This window comes from Polynucleobacter meluiroseus, assembly GCF_900205755.1.
Lineage (GTDB): Bacteria > Pseudomonadota > Gammaproteobacteria > Burkholderiales > Burkholderiaceae > Polynucleobacter > Polynucleobacter meluiroseus.
The window spans coordinates 142173-159883 of record NZ_OANS01000004.1 but is presented as its reverse complement, the minus strand read 5'-3'; the positions used below and the strand labels follow the sequence as shown (position 1 = coordinate 159883).

General features: G+C 49.1%; 14 protein-coding genes. 5 read left to right on the top strand and 9 right to left on the bottom strand.

The annotated features are described in order from the left end of the window. Window positions 1-30: 30 nt before the first annotated feature. From pepN to CP950_RS08100, 4 genes are all read right to left on the bottom strand, one after another. Window positions 31-2679, bottom strand: coding sequence for an aminopeptidase N (gene pepN / locus CP950_RS08115; protein WP_096674207.1), 2649 nt, complete (start codon window positions 2677-2679; stop codon window positions 31-33). Window positions 2680-2807: 128 nt separating this feature from the next. Then, window positions 2808-3926, bottom strand: coding sequence for an alanine dehydrogenase (ald, locus tag CP950_RS08110; protein ID WP_096674205.1), 1119 nt, complete (start codon window positions 3924-3926; stop codon window positions 2808-2810). A 10-nt stretch (window positions 3927-3936) separates the two neighbouring features. Further along, entirely contained in the window at window positions 3937-5262 is a 1326-nt protein-coding gene (locus tag CP950_RS08105; protein ID WP_272867615.1) for an amino acid permease, read from the bottom strand. A gap of 323 nt (window positions 5263-5585) precedes the next feature. Next, on the bottom strand, window positions 5586-6341 hold the full coding sequence (locus tag CP950_RS08100; RefSeq protein ID WP_096674201.1) for a tRNA threonylcarbamoyladenosine dehydratase: 756 nt from the start codon (window positions 6339-6341) through the stop codon (window positions 5586-5588). A gap of 22 nt (window positions 6342-6363) precedes the next feature. Between CP950_RS08100 and pdxH the strand changes: the two genes are divergently transcribed. Continuing rightward, window positions 6364-6999, top strand: a complete 636-nt coding sequence (gene pdxH, locus CP950_RS08095; protein WP_096674199.1) for a pyridoxamine 5'-phosphate oxidase — start codon at window positions 6364-6366, stop codon at window positions 6997-6999. Between the two features lie 3 nt (window positions 7000-7002). On the opposite strand, the gene msrA is transcribed toward pdxH, so the two are convergent. Further along, a complete protein-coding gene (gene msrA / locus CP950_RS08090; protein ID WP_096674197.1) occupies window positions 7003-7575 on the bottom strand; it encodes a peptide-methionine (S)-S-oxide reductase MsrA in 573 nt (190 codons plus the stop codon). A gap of 50 nt (window positions 7576-7625) precedes the next feature. Between msrA and CP950_RS08085 the strand changes: the two genes are divergently transcribed. The 3 genes from CP950_RS08085 to CP950_RS08075 all read left to right on the top strand — a co-directional run bounded on the left by CP950_RS08085 (window position 7626) and on the right by CP950_RS08075 (window position 11395). Further along, window positions 7626-9032: an aldehyde dehydrogenase family protein gene (locus CP950_RS08085; RefSeq protein WP_096674196.1), complete on the top strand. Its 1407-nt coding sequence runs from the start codon at window positions 7626-7628 to the stop codon at window positions 9030-9032. Window positions 9033-9269: 237 nt separating this feature from the next. Then, window positions 9270-10817 carry a DEAD/DEAH box helicase gene (locus CP950_RS08080; protein WP_096674194.1) on the top strand — a complete coding sequence of 516 codons (1548 nt, stop codon included), beginning with the start codon at window positions 9270-9272 and terminating at the stop codon, window positions 10815-10817. Further along, window positions 10817-11395, top strand: a complete 579-nt coding sequence (locus tag CP950_RS08075; RefSeq protein WP_243391956.1) for a chorismate--pyruvate lyase family protein — start codon at window positions 10817-10819, stop codon at window positions 11393-11395. The genes CP950_RS08080 and CP950_RS08075 overlap by 1 nt, the downstream gene beginning before the upstream one ends. Here CP950_RS08075 and CP950_RS08070 read toward each other — a convergent pair. Further along, a complete protein-coding gene (locus CP950_RS08070; RefSeq protein WP_096674192.1) occupies window positions 11364-12197 on the bottom strand; it encodes a uroporphyrinogen-III synthase in 834 nt (277 codons plus the stop codon). The genes CP950_RS08075 and CP950_RS08070 overlap by 32 nt on opposite strands. Before the next feature lies 1 nt (window position 12198). Continuing rightward, window positions 12199-13149: a hydroxymethylbilane synthase gene (gene hemC / locus CP950_RS08065; RefSeq protein WP_096674190.1), complete on the bottom strand. Its 951-nt coding sequence runs from the start codon at window positions 13147-13149 to the stop codon at window positions 12199-12201. A gap of 43 nt (window positions 13150-13192) precedes the next feature. Here hemC and argH point away from each other — a divergent pair, with 43 nt between their 5' ends. Next, complete coding sequence (argH, locus tag CP950_RS08060) at window positions 13193-14611, top strand: argininosuccinate lyase (RefSeq protein WP_096674188.1); 1419 nt, start codon at window positions 13193-13195, stop codon at window positions 14609-14611. Window positions 14612-14642: 31 nt separating this feature from the next. On the opposite strand, the gene CP950_RS08055 is transcribed toward argH, so the two are convergent. Together CP950_RS08055 and dcd are read right to left on the bottom strand one after the other, a co-directional pair. Further along, a complete protein-coding gene (locus tag CP950_RS08055; protein ID WP_096674186.1) occupies window positions 14643-16907 on the bottom strand; it encodes an arginine/lysine/ornithine decarboxylase in 2265 nt (754 codons plus the stop codon). 212 nt (window positions 16908-17119) lie between these two features. Next, window positions 17120-17686, bottom strand: a complete 567-nt coding sequence (gene dcd / locus CP950_RS08050) for a dCTP deaminase (RefSeq protein ID WP_096674183.1) — start codon at window positions 17684-17686, stop codon at window positions 17120-17122. Window positions 17687-17711 lie beyond the last annotated feature (25 nt).

The window sequence follows — 17711 nt, the reverse complement described above, 5'->3', positions numbered from 1 at the left end:
AGTCAAAAAAGATTCTCCAAATGGAATTTATTACTTAATGGGCTCTATTTTGCCTTGTTCTGGGGTGGCTCCAGCTCCGATTGCCTTATTAATGACCTCTCGCACATCCGCTGAGAGGCCTGGGGAGGTAGCTACGCGTTGCAAGGCCGCCAGCATTTGAGATTGGAAGGGTTGCGCAAAATTACGCCAGCGATCCAATCCTCTAGCCAGGCGTGCAGCAATTTGCGGGTTGACAGCATTCAGAGCCAAGACCGCCTCAGCCCAAAATACGTATCCACTGCCATCCGCAAGATGAAAGCTCGCCGGATTATTGAGGCAATACGCATGGATGACGCTACGCACACGATTCGGATTATTCATCTTAAAAGCGGCATGCTGACGCAACTGCTGAACAGCTTCTAAAGTAGATTGAGCCCCCTTCACTGGTGGGCGACTCGCTTGCAAGGCAAACCATTTATCAATTACAAGGGTATCACCCTCAAAGCGAGTGTAAAAATCTTTTAAGCAAGCTTGCGCCTCTTTGGATCCGCAAATGACTAGGGCAGCTAAAGCCCCATAACGATCAGTCATATTGTCGGCGGTCTGATATTGATTTACTGCCATCGGCGCCCAAATGAGGGGATCGGCTTCAAGCAACATATTTAATGCGCAGTTTTTCAGGGCGCGCTTAGCAGCGCTTACAGCATCAGGACTAAATGGTCCTGGAGTCTGCATCTGTTGGTACAAAGCCGCCCATTCCAGGCGCAGCTCGCTTGCTACCGCGTGACGAAACGCACGTCGCGCATTATGAATATGCTGAGGATCTACCTCGACACACTGCTCGTACAAGTAAGACTCCGCGGGGAGCGATAAGGCTAGCTCTTTGAAGGCGGGATCTAAATCAGGATCTGTAAGAATATGGCGATACGCATCGATCAGCGCGCTATCAGGCAAATGATTGTCCAAGATCAATTGCATGGCCAATGTTTGACCAGACTCCCACCGATTAAATGCATCGTCATCGGCAAAAAATAAATGCATTAAGTCATCTTGGCTTTGGGCAAATTTCAGCTGAATTGGTGCAGAAAATCCACGATTGAGCGATAACGCTGGGCGCTCCGCCAGCCCCTCAAACACCCACGTTTGATTCTCCTGAGTCAGCTCTAAGAGTTGTTCAGCCTGATCATTGCTCGCAGTTAATAGGCGCATTTTCAGAGGAATATGAAAAGCATTTTTCAGAGTCTGCCCATCACCTGGAGTACAGCTCTGACTCAAGGTTAAGTGGTACTGCTGCAGGCTTGCATCATAGCGCTCTGCGACATGTACCTTGGGGGTTCCCGACTGGCTGTACCAATACTTGAACCGGGAGAGATCACGCCCGTTCGCGTCCGCCATGGCAGCTAAAAAATCATCGCAGGTAACCGCGTGGCCATCGTGCCGCTGGAAATACAAATCCATACCTTTGCGAAAGCCCTCTACACCGAGCAAAGTCTGATACATCCGCACGACTTCAGCACCTTTCTCATAGACGGTCACGGTATAGAAGTTATTAATTTCCTCGTATTCATCTGGCCGAATCGGATGCGCCATGGGACCCGCATCTTCAGGAAACTGTAATTGCCGCAACACACGGACATCATCAATGCGGCGCACAGCGCGACCAGACTCACTACCCATTTGATCTGCGGAAAACTCCTGATCACGAAAGACCGTTAAACCTTCCTTAAGTGAAAGCTGGAACCAGTCACGGCAAGTGACTCGATTACCAGTCCAGTTATGAAAGTACTCGTGGGCAACTACGCTCTCAATATTGGCAAAGTCAGCATCGGTAGCAGTTTCCGGCTGAGCTAGGATGAACTTGGTATTGAAAATATTCAAGCCCTTGTTTTCCATTGCACCCATATTGAAATCACTCACCGCCACAATCATGAAGCGCTCTAGATCAAGTTCTAATCCAAAGCGTTTTTCATCCCAATGAATGGCGGCAATTAAAGAATCCATCGCATGCCGAGTTTTCTTTAAGTCTGCAGGCTCAACCCAAATTTGCAGCAGCTTTGTTGCGCCGCTACTAGTGGTAATGGTTTCCTCAAGGCACTCCAACTTACCAGCCACTAAAGCAAACAAATAGGACGGCTTTGGAAAGGGGTCTTCCCAAGTCGCCAAATGCCAACCATTGGGTAGTTTTTCAGTATCGATTAAATTACCATTGGACAACAAGACCGGGTAATCCGCTTCTATCGCCCGTAGGGTAACGCGATAGCGCGCCATCACATCGGGTCGATCTAGAAAGTAGGTAATTTTTCTAAAGCCCTCTGCTTCACACTGAGTGAAGAAGTTGCCATTCGACACATATAAGCCCATCAGGGAAGTATTCGTCGCAGGAGCACAGGCGCAAATTATTTCTACGATAAAAGCCTTCTGACCTCCATCAGGTAATGCCAAAATCTTTAGGAAACCTGGACTTAGCTCAAACTGGCGATGTACCTCACCATTAACACGCAAGCTAACAAACTCTAATTCTTCTCCCTGCAAAATCAGCGGGGCATCTGCCGCATGATGCGGTCCGGGCAACACTTCTAAGCGACTCTTCACAATAGTGTGCGCAGGATCCAACGCGATATCAAGCGCCACTTGCCCCAAGGTATACGTTGGGGGGCTGTATTCAAGTCTACGAAAGCTGTGAGGAAGGTCTGTTTTCATGCCCTCAGTTTAAATCTTGCAAGCGTATTTCACCCAAGAAGAGAAAAGGGCCGCCTCGCAAAGCAGCCCTTTGACTATAAAAGTCCATCTATTCAGGGGGTTACCAACTTCTGAGCACCCCCTTAGCTTTATGCGGCAAGCAATTCTTCAGCAGCCACAAAATCCAAGCGTTGGGCTTGTGCGACAGGTGCCGAAGTCAAGACGCCACGATGCACACTTAATCCATTACGCAAATGATGATCATGGATCAATGCCATCACGCCCCCACGATTTGCTAGAGCCTCGACATAAGGAAAAGTCGCATTGGTTAAGGCGAAGGTTGAAGTGCGCGCTACTGCACCTGGCATATTGGCTACGCAGTAGTGCAGTACGCCGTCTACTAAATAGGTGGGCTCCGCATGCGTAGTGGGTTTAGAAGTTTCAAAGCAACCTCCTTGATCAATCGCTACATCGACCACTACAGCACCGGATTTCATCTTGCGCACCATCTCCCGAGTGACGAGTTTTGGCGCCGCTGCACCGGGCAATAAAACCGCACCAATCACGACATCTGCTTCGAACACATGTGCCTCAACTAATAATGGGTCAGCGTATAAGGTTCGCACTCGATTGCCGTAGTGCAGATCAATCTGTCTAAGGCGCTCAATATCCCGATCAAAAATGCAGACATCCGCACCCATGCCTACGGACATCTGTAGGGCATTACGACCCACTACCCCCGCCCCCAAAATCACCACTTTGGCAGGCGCAACCCCTGGCACACCCGCCATCAAGATACCTTGGCCACCTTGCGTTTTTTCTAAATGTGTAGCTGCCGCTTGAATCGACATACGCCCGGCAACCTCACTCATTGGCGCCAGGAGTGGGAGTGCGCCATTCAGAGAGGTCACGGTTTCATAGGCGATGCAGGTGGCACCGGAGGCCAGCAAGGCTTGAGTCTGCTTTGGATCGGGCGCAAGATGCAGGTAAGTAAAGAGAATTTGGTCCTCCCGCAACATCGCACATTCTTGCGGCTGCGGCTCTTTCACTTTCACAATCATCTGCGCTTTAGAAAATACTTCGGTAGCACTGTTCACCAAGGAAGCGCCAGCTAGGCGATAAGACTCATCCGTCAAACCAATTTGCTCACCCGACCCGCGTTGCACTAAGACAGCGTGCCCCTGCTGACATAAGCCTCTGACGTTGCCCGGAGTTAAGCCGACTCGGTATTCATTATTTTTTACTTCTTGAGGTAAGCCAATAATCATTGCGATCTCCTTATTTAAATTCACGATTAATTGTTGTTTTACGATGCAAGCCCACGAGATAGAACATGGCTAGATACACACCTAAAAGACATGGCCCTAATACCAGCGCAATTCGTGCATCCTCATGAAAGCCCATCAAGACCACCACTAGGGCAATGAAAGCCAAAGCAAACCACGAGGAATAGGGCCACCACGGTGCTCGATAAGCTAATTGAGCAACTTGTGCAGGAGACAGAGAACGGCGGAACTGGATTTGCGTAATCAGAATGGCAATCCATACCATCAGACCTACAAACGTCACCGCTGCCATGATGTATTGAAAGGCTTTGTCGGGTACAAAATAATTCAGCACCACGCCCGTCATACAAACCGCTACCGTCGTCATGACCGCGCGATGAGGCACACCATACTTTGACAGTTGGGCGAACGGCGCTGGTGCGTAACCATTTACCGATAGGGCATACAGCAACCTACCGCCACTAAAGATGCCCGCATTACATGACGACAACGCTGCAGTGATCACGACAAAATTAATCAAGCCTGCCGCTTCACGCAAACCAATTCGCTCAAACATCACTACAAATGGGCTGCCCTGTTGTCCGACTTCGTTCCAAGGGAAGATGGCCAAAATAACAAAGATCGCGCCCATGTAAAAAATTAAGATGCGCCACGCCAACGAATCGATCGCCATCGGAATGGTTTTACGGGGATTCTCAGCCTCACCAGCAGAAAGGCCGATCATTTCAATACCTACATAGGCAAACAACACCATTTGTAGCGAGAGCAGCATGCCGCTAATGCCATTTGGGAAGAAGCCACCATGCGCCCATAAATTATCCAGACCAATCGGAGTCCAATCATTTGTAAAGCCAAAGAAAATGACGGAGACACCCAATGCAATCATGGCGACGATAGCAACCACTTTAATTAAGGCAAACCAAAACTCAAACTCACCAAAGACTTTGACGGCAATCAAATTGATGGCGCCCATCATCAGAATGGATGAGAGTGCCCAGACCCATTGCGGAGTTTCCGGAAACCAAATCCCCATATAGATGCCTACGGCAGTCACTTCAGCAATGCCAACAACAATCCAATAAGTCCAATACCCCCATCCCACCATATACCCTGCTAGCGGCCCCACATAGGAGTTGGCGTATGCGGCAAACGAGCCGGCTACTGGCTCATGCACCGCCATTTCTCCCAAAGTCCGCAGCACAATAAAGGCGACGATCCCCGCAACTAGGTAGCCCAACAGAATAGAAGGTCCCGCTAATTGAATGGCGCTTGCTGACCCGAGAAATAAACCCACACCAATCGTTGAGCCTAAAGCCATCAAGCGAATGTGTCGTACTTTGAGGTGGCGTTTCAAGCCGGTTTGTTCAGTCTGCAAAAGAGACCTCCTTTCGATTTGTCGTTGGCAAGGCACCAACGGAGCAAAGTCTAGGGAGGAGTTTGAAGATGTACTAGAGGATGAAAATGCGAAAAGTAATTAAGCTAACAGAGATGCAAGTCTTAAACTCTTCGGAGTCTGATAGCCTCTAGCTTGAGAGGATTAGTCTGTCTCAGAGATGACAACAGAATCAGTAAATTCCTACAGGGAATCCCCTTAAGGATTTCCACTGATTTCGAACTTGTTTTGAATAAAGGGGTGTCGTACTATGATTTTTGCGCGGCAATCAGATTCAGAATTTCCGCTGCAGCTGCGAGACCACACGCAGCAGTCACCATGACGGTCGAGCCATATCCCGAACAAGCCAATCCGCCATTTGCACTGCCACTGCGTGGCTCATGAGAATAAATAGCGCGTATGCCCATAGGCTTTTTGAGATCCCTCGAAAATCCGTGATCGGTACGCAAGCCCACTCGCACTTTGGCAAGCAAGGCATCTTGTTCTGTTTTAGAAAGATCGGTGCAACGTACCGAAGTGGGGTCGGCCTTGCCTCCCGCCGCACCAGACATCACTAAAGCACGTTGATTTTTACTAGCCCATGCTGCTAAGGCGATCTTGGTCAGCACTGAATCAGTAGCATCCAATACAAATGCGGTTGGTGGAATCAATTCATCTAAATTATCTGGCTCTAAAAAGGTATCGCATGAAGTGATTTGCATTTCAGGATTAATTAAACGCATGCGTTCTGTCATCGCCTGAACTTTTGCTTTACCGTATTCACCCTCAAGGGCATGAAGTTGTCGATTGGTATTACTCTCAGCAATGTGATCAAAATCAACCAGTACAAGATGACCGATACCAGTACGTGCCAATGCCTCTGCTGCCCAGGAACCTACGCCGCCTAAACCTGCCACAACCACAATGCTGTGTTTGAAGCGCTCATGCAACTCAGTTCCGTAGAGCCGAGCTACACCGCCGAAACGACGATCGCCTAATGTCTCTTTTATATTGTCTTCCACCATAGCTTCTCTTTATACTGAAAAAATGGACCCTATTGCACAATTGCGAAAAAATTACACTTTCGGCCAACTTGACGAGACCGACATTGCCACTGACCCACTCGCTTTATTTCAGGTTTGGTTCGAACAGGCTATTAAAGCAGAATGTCCTGAGCCTAACTCGATGGCCTTGGCGACTGCAGATGCAGCAGGCAATCCCTCAGTCCGCGTTGTCTTACTCAAAGGCGCTGATGCAAATGGTTTTAGCTTTTTTACCAATTACGAGAGCCAAAAGGGTCGGGAGCTCGCTATTCGTCCACAAGCTGCCCTACTCTTTCATTGGCATGAATTAGAGCGTCAGGTTCGCATCAAAGGCGTTGTCGAGCGCTTGTCTGCCACCCAAAGCGATGAGTACTATCACTCACGTCCTGCCGCTTCTCGCATCGGCGCCTGGTCATCACCTCAAAGCACCGTGATTCCCAACCGCGAATTCCTAGAAGACTCTGAGAAAGCGTTTAAGGAAAAGTTTGGTGACAACCCCCCACGCCCAGAAAATTGGGGTGGCTATCGTTTACAACCCACCGAGATTGAATTCTGGCAAGGGCGCCCATCGCGCCTGCATGACCGCATTCACTACCAGTTAGCCGGGAACCACTGGGATATTACGCGCCTCGCGCCCTAAGGTTTATTTAAACTCAGGAGCAATCCGAGCTGTAAATTTAGCCCTGAATTTGGCCAGCTTCGGTGCTACCACCATCCGGCAATAGCCCTGCCCTGGATTCTGACGGAAATAATCTTGGTGGTATGCCTCAGCCGGATAAATTGCGGGAGCTGCCTCAATCTGCGTCACCACTGGCGAGGTATAAATTCCAGAAACCTCGAGTTCTTTAACCACTTCCTGAGCAGTGCGAAGCTGAGCTTCGCTATGCGTGAATATGACCGAGCGATATTGCGTGCCCTCATCATTCCCTTGGTAATTGAGTGTGGTTGGATCATGAATCACAAAAAAGATTTCCAATAAATCTCGATAGGAAATCACTGCTGGATCAAAATACACGTCCACGATTTCGGCATGCCCTGACACACCAGTGCAAACAGCTTCATAAGTAGGATTGGGTCTTGCGCCACCGGCGTAACCCGAGACGACGGCTTTTACACCCTGAATTTGCTGGTATACCGCTTCTAGGCACCAAAAACAGCCGCCGCCGAGAGTAGCTCGCTCAAAGGAAGAAAGATTTTTATCGATGATGTCGTTCATGGCTTTATCCTAATGCTTTATTTCATTGCTTGCCCAGCTTGGTCCCCATTATGAATCGTTTTACCCTCCAATTCGAAGAACTCAAGGCAGCATTCGCGGCCGAACCCAATCCCACTCTTGAGGTGAGGCTGGAGCGCATCGGGCGAATTGAAAAAATGATCGCTAATAATGAAGAAAAAATTTGCAAGGCGATTTCTGCGGATTTTGGGGTTCGTAACCCAATTGAAACTCGGCTAGCTGAGTTTCAGATGATTTATCAAGCATGCAAATACACGCGTAAGCACCTCAAAGAATGGCTCAAGCCTGTACAAATGGAAGTTCCGTTTTACATGGGCTCCTCCCAGGCTTGGGTACAAAACCAAGCACTTGGAGTGGTGGGTATTTTGAGCCCATGGAACTATCCAGTGCAATTGGCTCTTATTCCCGCCATTGCAGCGCTTGCTGCGGGCAATCGCGTGTGGTTAAAACCTTCCGAACGCTGCTCTCGTACCTCTGGGTTTTTAGCGCAGTTGATTGCAGAATATTTTCACCCTAGCGAATTTAGCGTCAGCACTGGGGGTGCAGATGTCGCGGAGAGTATTGCCGCGCTGCCCTTCGACCATCTTTTCTTTACTGGCTCAGAGCACGTTGGCATCAAGGTAATGCATGCTGCAGCGAATAACTTAACCCCCGTCACTTTGGAGTTAGGCGGTAAATCGCCAGCAATCGTTGATTCTTCAGCCGATCTTAAGGAAGCTGCCAGTAGCATTGTGTATGGCAAGTTACTGAATAGCGGTCAAACTTGCATCGCCCCCGATTACGTCTTGATTCAGGACGGTGATGCCACACGCTTTATTGACGAATTACAAATTGCAGCGCAAGCGCAATTTTCCAATCCAGCTGAATTAACTGGTCCGATTGACGATAAGCAATTGGCTCGCTGGGAACGCTTACTAAAAGATGCGCTTGATAAAGGCGCGCAGGCAATTCCGCTTCTCAAAGCGAATGCCCAAGATAGTCAGCATCCGCCCCGCTTTACCCCGGTGGCTTTAATCAAGGTGCCGCAAGATGCTCTAGTAATGCAAGAAGAGCTTTTTGGCCCCATCTTGCCTATCGTTGTAGCAGCAGATATTTCCGCGGCAATTGCGTTCGTTAATCAAAAACCAAAGCCCCTTGCGCTGTATTTTTTTGGTAAAGATAAAACTGCACTACAGCGCGTTTTGGCAGAGACCAGCTCTGGTGGCGTTACTGTCAATGACACCCTCTTGCATATCGGTGTTGAAGAGCTTCCTTTTGGCGGAGTAGGGGCAAGCGGCATGGGGGCGTACCATGGTAAAGCTGGGTTTGATACCTTTACTCACCAAAAATCGATTTTGGATGTGAGGGGATTTTTTGGCATGCGATTCTTACGTGGCACGAAAGTGGTCCGACCACCTTACGGACCCAAAGTTGAACGCTTGATACGTTGGTTAAGATAAGCCTGAGTTTTATTTAGGGATAACCCTTGTAATCCGTTTGCGTAAATGCCATAATAAGTGGCTTTTTTAAAGCAATTTGATTCATCGCCCCCCAGCTATATTTCAGCGATTAGTTTAGAAGTCATAAACACAACAACGCTGCCGCCTGTCTGATGGTCGATGCCTTTGACCATCACACTCATCAAAAAACACGAGTGTATACACGGAGACATCCCTTAAAAGGGGATGAGTAATAGCATGACTTTTTCTAAAGAAACTAATCACGAGTCCACGGACGCAAAATCCACTGAAAATTCTTTTCAGTCTTTTGGCTTAGCGGCCTCACTACTTAAAAATATCGCTGAATTGGGTTACACCCAAGCCACTGAAGTTCAAGCTCAGGTTGTCCCTGCCGCTTTAGCTGGTGGAGACCTATTGGTCAGCAGCCAAACCGGAAGCGGTAAAACCGCAGCCTTTTTATTACCCTTAATTCATCAACTGATTGAAGCTAATCCAAATAGCTCACCTGTACCCGGTCGCGCACAACCTTCAGTGTTAGTGCTCTGCCCTACTCGTGAACTAGCCCAACAGGTTACGGCTGATGCTGTGAACTTAGTGCGCGGCCTGAAAGGCGTCCGCATCGCTACTGTGATGGGTGGCATGCCTTACGGCAAGCAGATCCAAGCCATTAAAGGCGCTTCATTGGTAGTTGCCACACCAGGTCGTTTGCTCGACTTATGTGACAGCAAAGCCATTCGCCTTGACGATGTAAAACAATTAGTAATCGACGAAGCCGATCGCATGCTCGACATGGGATTTGCTGATGACCTCGAAGCAATTGATAAGCGTTGTTCTGGACGCAATCAAACTTTGATGTTCTCGGCTACTTTTGCACCAAAGATCATGTCCTTGGCTAATGAATTGACTACGAATGCAAAGCGGATTGAACTTGCTCACGCAGGTGAGAAGCACGCTAACATTCAGCAGAAATTGCATTGGGCTGATAGCACCTCACACAAGCACAAGTTGCTTGAGCACATTTTGGCTGATGCCACTTTGGATCAAGCGGTTGTGTTTGCTAGCACTCAAGTTGAAAGCGAAAAAATTGCTGACACACTGCGTGCAAACGGTTATGAAGCGAGTGCCTTGCATGGCGCGATGCCTCAAGCTGTACGGATGCGTCGCCTAGAATCACTACGTAAAGGTCACACCAAGATTTTGGTAGCCACTGACGTAGCGGCTCGTGGTATTGACGTACCCCGTATTACTCACGTAATTAACTTTGGTTTACCAATGAAGCCAGAGGACTATACGCACCGTATCGGTAGAACGGGACGTGCTGGTCGTAACGGCGTTGCGATTACTTTGGTTGAACACCGTGATCGCGCGAAGATCCGAAATATTGAGCGCTTTACGCAGCAAGATATCGTTGCTTCAGTGATTGCCGGTCTTGAGCCACAAGCAAAACCAAGTTTTGGTGGTGGCGGTGGTGGTGGTCGCCCAGGCGGCGGTCGCTCTGGTGGTGGTGGCGGTGGCAATCGCTCTGGTGGTGGCGGCGGTCGTTATGGCTCCGGCGCTCGCTCTGAGTCTCGCTCTGGTGGTGGCGGTGGTAACGCCAGCGGCCGTCCTAGCGGTAATCACTTCGAGTCACGCTCTTCTGAGCCACGCTCACCTTCAAGCGACTCACGTCCTAGCCGCTCCGCGGATTCGCATCCAGCGCGTACTGGTGACTCACGTCCTTCCGCTGGTCCCCGTTTTGCTAAACCTAAAGCGGGTGGTCAACGCAGGAACTTTAGCGGTAGTTAATGATGTCTCGCCGAAGTCGTCTCTGTTCCCTTTGGAGTCGAGTCGATTCCGGTGAACTCCATCAAGCCCCACGAGAGTGGCAAGCTTGGTTGAGTGACAGCGGTTCTTTAACTCAAAAAATTGAGCGCACTATCGGTCAGACACTCTCAGTGATTGTTCTAAGTGATGGTCGCCAAAACTTAAATAGCGACGAAAGTCGCTATTTTCATTTCCGGCTCAGACGATGCCGAGTTCGTGAAGTGCTACTGTGCGCAAACGGTCAGCCTCTAGTAATGGCGCGCAGTATTATTCCCAAGACTAGTGCTGGCGGCATCAATCATGCACCTCTATCATTAGGTCAGCGCCCCTTAGGCGCGCTCTTATTTGCCAATACTCAGCAGCAAAGCAAACAAATGCATTCCCGAGAAATTACCTTCTTAACTAAAGGCGATCCTCTTTGGCTAAGCTTCTCAAAACGCTTTAAGACTCTGCCGCGCTCGCTGTGGGGTAGGCGCACCCTCTATCGCCTCAAAGGCCATCCAATCCTAGTGACTGAACTCTTTTTGCCTAGCTTGCTGAGCTATCCAACCACACTCTAGTAGCCTCCACCAAGGCAGCATCCCCTGGCTCGCAGGAGAAGACTTCTCCAAAGCCAATCTGCTCTGCCGCAGAAGTAATCGCTGGATGAGAACAAACCGCGCTAGCCTTTTGTAGGGCACCTTGAAAAGGTTGCTGCATCACTTGGCCTAAATAGCGCACTGCTTCAGAAGAAGTTAGTAACCAAAGCGATTGAGAAAAATCGATTTCCTTAAGGTCGCCCCAGGCAGGATGACTCAATTCTAGAGGCGCCCTGGAATACACCGCAATAGCTTCTACCAAGGCACCAGCAGCACTTAAAGTATCAGCCAGCCAGTCGCGCCCACCCTCCCCTTTAAAAATGAGCACTTTACGACCAGACCAATCGCTTTTTGATGATTGCAGTACCTCCCATAAACCCTCTGAGTCCCATTGATCATTTTGCTGAGGCATCAAAATAGTTGTTGGAGAAAGCTCCTGGCCAATGCCATGATTGTGTAAAGCCTGCAGACTGCCGCCGCCCATAACGGCTACTGGCATGGATGTTCCTGCGGCCTCTTGCCAAGGCCTTTTAATGAGCTGTAGTGTGCTCTCAATCGCATTTGGGCTAACGAAGATAGCTAGATCAGCGCTTTCAAGGGCGCTAAGCACCTGCTGCGCTAAAGCGGGTTCTATACGCGGAACGATCGTCAATAAAGGCAGATTCAGCAATCTCGGTACAGCTTGATCAAGCAATGGATGATGCAATAAGTCGGCACTAAGCAAGTCTGCCAAATGTTTGGCTTGACTGCTGGGTCGCGTAATCACAATAGTCTTCTTACTCATACTATTTGAGCTTGGGTAAAAGGCTAGCAGCACCCTGAGTAAGCAGGTCTTGTGCGACTGACAAACCTAGGGCTTCGGCTTCTGTTGGGGTTGATACTGCAGCAGTGGCTTTTGCCATACAGATAGTCTTACCGTCAACGCTTGCAACATAGGCCCGCATCTTTAAAAGTCCAGCATCCCAAAAGGCATAGGCGGCCAAAGGCACTTCACACGATCCTCCAAGCTGACGTGACACCATCCGCTCTGCTGTAACGGCTAGCAGGGTGGGCATATCGTTCAATGGCGCTAACCAGCCCTGTATGCCACTCGCACTCAGGGTCTCGATTCCTAAGGCGCCTTGACCGGCTGCAGGCGTAAACGGGTCAATCGGCAAAAGCGCTTTAATGCGGCCCTCTAAGCCTAGACGTTTTAAGCCAGCGGCGGCCAAAATAATTGCTTGATAGTCACCGTGATCCAGCTTGCCTAAGCGCGTATCTAGATTGCCGCGCAGTGGCTGAATCTCTAAATGCGGATACTGCGCCCTGAGCATAGACTCTCGGCGCAGACTAGAAGTGCCAACGACAGCCCCCTGCGGTAACTCTGCGAGGTTTGCATAGTTTGGAGAGACGAAGGCGTCGCGCGCATCTTCCCGCGCCATGACACAGGCCAAATCAAACCCCGGAGGCATGACCATCGGTACATCTTTTAGGGAATGCACCGCCAAATCAGCGCGACCCTCCTCTAAAGCGGTTTCCAGTTCTTTAACAAACAGGCCCTTACCGCCCACTTTAGATAAGGTTTTGTCTAAGATTTGATCGCCACGCGTAGTCATCCCCAAAATCTGCACATCGCAGTCTGGATAACAGCTTTTGAGGCTTGCTTGGACGAATTCAGCCTGCCACATGGCTAGACGACTCTCGCGCGAGGCAATGATCAAGCGGGTGGGATAAGAAGAAGCGGGGCTAGGAGCCATAACATTTAAAATAATAGGAAACCTTCACCAATATACTGTGTTTATGAGCTCAACTAATAACTCCCTATCCAACAAAGCCCAAGCCTGGTCGGCCCGTTTCAACGAACCCGTTGATGAACTAGTGCAGCGCTATACCGCCTCTATTGGGTTTGATCAGCGTTTTGCCCTAGTGGACATCGCCGGATCCTTAGCCCACGCGCGCATGTTGGCTGACAAGCAGATTATTCATACGCAAGATTTGGCGGATATCGAGCGCGGTATGGCGCAGATTCAAGCTGAGATTGAGTCTGGCCAATTTGAATGGCAACTTGCCTTAGAAGATGTACATCTCAACATTGAAGCTCGCCTTACTGAATTGGTTGGCGATGCGGGCAAGCGCTTGCACACAGGTCGCTCACGCAATGACCAAGTGGCTACGGATTTAAGACTGTGGTTGCGCGGCAGTGTGGATGACATTGCCGGCACATTGAAGACCTTGCGCATTGCTCTGCTGAATCTTGCAGAAAAACATGCTGGCACGATCATGCCTGGACATACGCATTTGCAAGTCGCTCAGCCGATCACCTTCGGCCACCATCTGATGGCCTATTACGAAATGTTCAGCCGCGACAATAGCCGCTTAAGCGATCTGCGTGCCCGTTTTAATTACCTTCCGCTGGGAGCTGCTGCCCTGGCTGGAACCACCTATCCGATTGATCGTGAGCAAGTAGCTCGTGCTCTCGGCTTCGATGGTCTTTGCCATAACTCTTTAGATGCTGTATCCGATCGTGACTTTGCTATTGAGTTCTGCGCTTTTTCTGCCATCTTGATGATGCACGTTTCTCGTTTATCCGAAGAGCTTGTACTCTGGCTAAGTCCCCGCTTTGGCTTTATTGATCTACCCGATCGCTTTTGTACTGGTAGCTCCATCATGCCGCAAAAGAAAAATCCCGACGTTCCAGAACTAGCCCGCGGCAAAACGGGTCGAGTCTATGGGGACCTCATGTCTTTATTAACCTTGATGAAGAGCCAGCCCTTGGCTTACAACAAAGATAATCAAGAAGACAAAGAGCCTTTATTTGATGCAGTCGATACAGTGCAAGATACCTTACGCATTTTTGCAGACATGATCCCCCATATTGATGTCAAGGCGGATGTTATGAAAGCGGCTGCTGAGGAAGGTTTTGCTACAGCAACGGATTTAGCAGACTACCTCGTTAAAAAAGGTCTCGCCTTTAGAGATGCGCATGAAGCGGTGGCCCATGCAGTCAAAGCCTGTGTTGGCAGAAACTGCATGTTGACTGATTTAAGCCTTGCTGAATTGCGCTTTGCCTGCGGCTTAGATAGTCGCCCTGAAATGATGGGTGATGATGTATTTGCGCTATTGACTGTCGAGGGCTCAGTAGAGTCACGTCAGCATGTAGGCGGCACCGCTCCAGCACAAGTGCTTGCCGCAATCACTCGCGCTCGTTCAGCACTCTAAGTAAGTCAACGCCCTAGGGCGTTGACCAGCATCACAAAGTAATATCTCTCTCGGCTTTGACGCAGTCTACAAATGACTCACTACGCCCATCCACCTCACCCTTAACTAAGCCGTGAATATCGGTCTCAAAGCCAGGAAACTTCTCGTTGAAGTCCCGCGCGAAGTAGAGATAATCCACAATACGTTTGTTAAAACGCTCACCAGGAATCAAGAGCGGAATGCCTGGGGGATAAGGGGTAACTAGCATGGCTGTAATACGGCCCTCTAGTTGATCAAGCGGGACGCGATCGACTTCCTTGTGGGCCATCTTGGCCCAAGCCTCTGAAGGCAGCATGGCAGGAACCATATCGGAGAGATACATTTCCGTAGTCATACGCGCAACGTCACGGCTCTTATAAAACTCATGAATCTCTTGGCAAATATCTTTTAAGCCAACACGTTCATATCTTGGGTGCTTCGATACGAATTCTGGCAAGACCTTCCATAAGGGGGCATTTTTATCGAAGTGATCTTTAAACTGTTGTAGCTCGGTAACCAAGGTATTCCAGCGCCCTTTGGTGATACCGATGGTGAACATAATGAAGAAAGAATACAAACCACACTTCTCCACGATCACACCGTGCTCAGCCAAGTATTTGGTCACAATGCTGGCAGGAATTCCCATTGCGCCGAAGTTGCCTTCAATGTCTAAGCCGGGTGTAACCACCGTTGCCTTAATGGGATCGAGCATATTGAAGTCTTTAGCCAGATTACCAAAATCGTGCCAATTATCTGAGGCTTCCAAAATCCAGTCTGAGCGCTCACCAATGCCTTCTTCAGCCAAATGATCTGGACCCCAAACCTTAAACCACCAGTCAGCGCCAAACTTCTCATCCACCTCACGCATAGCGCGACGGAAATCCATCGCCTCGGCAATCGACTCTTCCACTAACGTAGTGCCGCCAGGCGACTCCATCATGGCGGCGGAGACATCGCATGAGGCAATGATGGCGTACTGTGGGCTCGTCGACGTATGCATTAAGTACGCCTCGTTGAAACGATCACGATCTAACTTATTATCTTCGGCATCTTGCACCAGCACTTGCGAGGCTTGTGAAAGTCCGGCTAGCAACTTATGGGTAGACTGAGTAGCAAACATCAAACTCTTTTTAGTACGCTTGCCGTCACCAATAGCATGCATATCTTTATAGAACGGATGGAAAGCGGCGTGCGGTAACCAAGCTTCGTCAAAGTGTAGGGAATCGACTTTACCGTCAAGCATTTCTTTAATCATCTCGACGTTGTACACAATCCCATCGTAGGTACTTTGGGTAAGCGTCATTACGCGGGGCACGACATTCTTATTCTTAATAAACGGATTGGCATCAATTTTTTTCTGGATGTTCTTCCACTCAAACTCTTCTTTCGGAATCGGTCCAATAATGCCTAAGTGATTACGAGTTGGCATGAGGAAAATCGGAATCGCACCCATCATGGTGATGGAGTGAATTACTGACTTATGGCAGTTACGATCGACAATCACCACATCGCCAGGAGCTACAGTGGAATGCCAAACAATTTTGTTTGAAGTTGAAGTGCCATTGGTCACGAAGAATAAGTGATCGGCATTGAAGATGCGGGCAGCGTTACGTTCACTTTGCAATACCGGCCCCGTGTGATCCAGCAACTGACCCAATTCTTCAACTGCATTGCACACGTCCGCACGCAGCATGTTTTCACCGAAAAATTGATGAAACATTCGGCCTACAGGGCTCTTTAAGAACGCCACACCACCCGAGTGACCTGGGCAATGCCATGAGTAAGAACCTTCGGAAGCGTAATTGGTTAAGGCACGGAAAAATGGGGGTGCCAGGGAATCAAGATAGACCTTGGCTTCACGAATAATATGGCGTGCCACAAACTCAGGGGTATCTTCATTCATATGAATGAAGCCATGCAGTTCGCGCAAGATATCGTTAGGCATATGGCGCGACGTGCGTGTCTCACCATACAAAAAGATAGGGATATAGTCGTTACGCTTACGCACTTCAACCAAGAAAGCGCGCAGATTATTAAGCGCCGGTAAGTCTTGGTCTTCTGAGTCAGTGATGAGCTCTTCATCATCAATGGAAACAATAAAAGCGGAGGCACGCGAGGCTTGCTGGGCAAATGAGGTCAGGTCGCCGTAACTGGTTAGACCAATCACTTCCATCCCTTCCGTTTCAATCGCTTCTGCTAGGTCACGAATACCTGAGCCAGAAATATTTTCCGAACGAAAATCCTCATCAATAATGATGATAGGGAAACGAAATTTCATAACAACTCTCCTGCTGACTAGTCCGAAGACATGAGGGCCCACTTATCAAAATTGGCTAGATCAATCATCCGACCGCCATCTGGCAAAACTGAGACTATATCCATAAAAGTCGTATTTTGATGTACGTTTTTAGGAAAATAAACATGCCGGACACACACTTGGCTAACTAGGCTCTCGTGGTACCCCGTAATCAACCCATTGTCACAAGAAACTTAGGTCTTAGGCAGAGTCACACCCGTCTGACCCTGATACTTGCCACCGCGGTCTTTATAAGACGTACCGCAAATTTCGTCGCTCTCAAAAAATAGTACTTGAGCGCAACCTTCGCCGGCGTAAATTTTGGCTGGTAACGGAGTGGTGTTGGAAAACTCGAGGGTGACGTACCCTTCCCACTCTGGCTCAAACGGAGTCACGTTGACGATGATTCCGCAACGCGCATAAGTACTCTTACCAACGCAGACTGTTAATACACTGCGAGGAATCTTAAAATATTCCACCGTTCTTGCTAAGGCGAATGAGTTGGGCGGAATGATGCAGACGGGTCCCTTGAAATCCACAAACGATTGTTCGTCGAAATTTTTAGGGTCCACGATCGTACTGTTGATGTTGGTAAAAATCTTGAACTCATCGGCACAACGGATGTCGTAACCGTAGCTTGAGGTGCCATAGCTCACAATTTTGTTGCCGTCGGCATCTTGGCGAACTTGACCAGGCTCAAATGGGCTGATCATGCCTTGCTCGCCCATGCGGCGAATCCAGTGGTCTGATTTAATAGTCATGCCGTGATTGTAAAACCAACCCTCA

Bases quoted from the DNA above. Each gene is read 5' to 3' on its own strand.
- dcd (WP_096674183.1), bottom strand. From the start codon at position 17,686: ATGACTATTAAATCAGACCACTGGATTCGCCGCATGGGCGAGCAAGGC.
- CP950_RS08085 (WP_096674196.1), top strand. From the start codon at position 7,626: ATGAATCGTTTTACCCTCCAATTCGAAGAACTCAAGGCAGCATTCGCG.
- CP950_RS08080 (WP_096674194.1), top strand. From the start codon at position 9,270: ATGACTTTTTCTAAAGAAACTAATCACGAGTCCACGGACGCAAAATCC.
- ald (WP_096674205.1), bottom strand. From the start codon at position 3,926: ATGATTATTGGCTTACCTCAAGAAGTAAAAAATAATGAATACCGAGTC.
- msrA (WP_096674197.1), bottom strand. From the start codon at position 7,575: ATGAACGACATCATCGATAAAAATCTTTCTTCCTTTGAGCGAGCTACT.
- CP950_RS08100 (WP_096674201.1), bottom strand. From the start codon at position 6,341: ATGGTGGAAGACAATATAAAAGAGACATTAGGCGATCGTCGTTTCGGC.
- pepN (WP_096674207.1), bottom strand. From the start codon at position 2,679: ATGAAAACAGACCTTCCTCACAGCTTTCGTAGACTTGAATACAGCCCC.
- CP950_RS08070 (WP_096674192.1), bottom strand. From the start codon at position 12,197: ATGAGTAAGAAGACTATTGTGATTACGCGACCCAGCAGTCAAGCCAAA.
- argH (WP_096674188.1), top strand. From the start codon at position 13,193: ATGAGCTCAACTAATAACTCCCTATCCAACAAAGCCCAAGCCTGGTCG.
- CP950_RS08105 (WP_272867615.1), bottom strand. From the start codon at position 5,262: ATGGCTTTAGGCTCAACGATTGGTGTGGGTTTATTTCTCGGGTCAGCA.
- CP950_RS08075 (WP_243391956.1), top strand. From the start codon at position 10,817: ATGATGTCTCGCCGAAGTCGTCTCTGTTCCCTTTGGAGTCGAGTCGAT.
- hemC (WP_096674190.1), bottom strand. From the start codon at position 13,149: ATGGCTCCTAGCCCCGCTTCTTCTTATCCCACCCGCTTGATCATTGCC.
- pdxH (WP_096674199.1), top strand. From the start codon at position 6,364: ATGGACCCTATTGCACAATTGCGAAAAAATTACACTTTCGGCCAACTT.
- CP950_RS08055 (WP_096674186.1), bottom strand. From the start codon at position 16,907: ATGAAATTTCGTTTCCCTATCATCATTATTGATGAGGATTTTCGTTCG.